The sequence below is a fragment of the Bartonella sp. AP331QHHD genome, assembly GCF_042195905.1.
Classification (GTDB): Bacteria; Pseudomonadota; Alphaproteobacteria; order Rhizobiales; family Rhizobiaceae; genus Bartonella.
The window spans coordinates 1-2,261 of record NZ_JBHIPG010000036.1 but is presented as its reverse complement, the minus strand read 5'-3'; the positions used below and the strand labels follow the sequence as shown (position 1 = coordinate 2,261).

The 2,261-nt window shown below is 40.3% G+C and carries 1 pseudogene; it reads right to left on the bottom strand.

Features of this window, described 5'->3' with window-relative positions:
• A pseudogene (locus tag ACFIMS_RS04955) lies at positions 1–2,261 on the bottom strand (hypothetical protein); the annotation flags it as partial.

Here is a 2,261-nt window from a genome sequence, read left to right as displayed (position 1 = left end):
AGCTTCATTATCCTTTGTTGCTTCACCAACACCTGAAAGTGTCCGATCCGAACCAGTCTTGTTGGCTATGTTGATTTCACTGCCTTCTACTTCTTTACCAATAGTGATAAGATTGGTTGCTTGATCTTTCTTAACAAGGCTATCACCTTTCACATTGGTAATCTCATTATTAATTTCTTTGCTAATCTCATTTCTAATATTTGTGAAAGAATTACCAACTCCAGCCAAAGCATCCGCCACATTGCCATAGTCTATCTCTTCAGATTTACCATCATCCTTAACTGTCTTAACCTTAAAACTTGGAGCAGTCCATTGTCCTTGCTCATCATAGCCAGCACCTCCACCAAAATAGGTTGCAAGTTGTTCGTTCAGCGAATAAAGCTGACCACCCGTGATAGCATCCGTTGAATTAGCGCTAATCTCACCATTGGCAAGGAACGTAATTCTACTGTTTTCTTGTGTCCTGACAGCTTTGCCTTTTTCTTCTTGCTTCTTCTCATGACGTGCTACAAAGGCATTGGCTTCATCATTCCATAACAAAGCATCACCTTTAACTTGCTGAGTAATATTCGTTATGTTTTTAGTAAGTTCGTTAAACTTATTTGTTACATTATTATTGACATTCTTGATATTGCTATCAAGCTGGCTTTTGTTAACAGCGTCATTATTGTTCTTTGCTTCCCCAACACCAGAAATTATCCGATCCGCACCGCTTTCATTTGCAATATTGATTTCTGCGCCACCTACTTTTGCACCAATAGTGAGACGATGCGTTGTTTTGTCTTGCTGAACAAAGCTCTCGCTTTCCACTTTGGTAATCACATTATTAACCTGTTCAGTCAATTTATTCTGAACATTCGTGATAGAACTTCCAACACCTGTAAGTGCATCAGCTACATTCGTATAGTTCTTGTCAAAAGAAGTACCATCCTCACCAAACTGCTTGATCTTGAAATCCGGTGCTTTCCATTTGCCCTCTTTATCATATCCAGCACCTCCACCAAAATAGGTTGCAAGTTGTTCGTTCAGCGAATAAAGCTGACTACCCGTTACAGCATCCGTTGATGTAGCGCTAATCTCACCATTTGCTAGAAACGTAATTCTACTGTTTTCTTGTGTCCTGACAGCTTTGCCTTTTTCTTCTTTGCTCTTCTCATGACGCGCTACAAAGGCATCGGCTTCCTTGCTCCATAACAAAGAATCCTGTGCTACTCCTTCAGAAACCTCTTTAATCCTTGCATTCACATTCTTGATATTTGTATCAAGACCTGCAAAAGCGGTTCCAACACCTTGAAAGGCACTCTCTGTTACAACTCCATCTTTAGCAATGTAAGATAATTTATACGTTGGCTGTGTAAGAGCTCCATCTTTAAAGGATGCTTCTCCACCTAAAAACTTAGCTACATCCTCACCGATTTTATTAATCTGACCACCCGTGATTGCATCATGTGAACCCTTGGCAATCTGACCATCGGCAACATTATGAAGACCAACAGCTGCCTTATCCTTACCTTTGCCTAAAGTCACACTCGTGTAATCAATGTCGCCATTCTCACCCTCTTTTTTATCGTAATGAACAACAGCCGAGTCATCTGACTGAAGGCTGGTAGAAAGATCCTTCAAACCTTTATCTAATTGACCTTTGTTAACAGCGTCATTATTGTTCTTTGCTTCCCCAACACCAGAAATTATCCGATCCGTACCGCTTTCATTTGCAATATTGATTTCTGTGCCACCTACTTTTGCACCAATAGTGAGACGACTCGTTGTCTTATCTTGCTGAACAAAGCTCTCGCTTTCCACTTTGGTAATCACATTATTAACCTGTTCAGTCAATTTATTCTGAACATTCGTGATAGAACTTCCAACACCTGCAAGTGCATCTGCTACATTCTGATAATTCTTGTCAAAAGAAGTACCATCCTCACTAAACTGCTTGATCTTGAAATCCGGTTCTCTCCATATGCCCACTTCATCATATCCAGCACCTCCACCAAAATAGGTTGCAAGCGTGTTACCCATTGTATAGAGCTGACCACCATTTACTGCATCTGTTGAGTTTTGGGTAATCTCACCATTTGCAAGGAACGTAATTCTACTGTTTTCTTGTGTTCTTACAGCTTTGCCTTTTTCTTCTTGCTTCTTCTCATGACGCGCTACAAAGGCATTGACTTCATCATTCCATAACAAAGAATCCTGTGCTACTCCTTCAGAAACCTCTTTAATCCGTGCATTCACATTCTTGATATTTGTATCAAGAC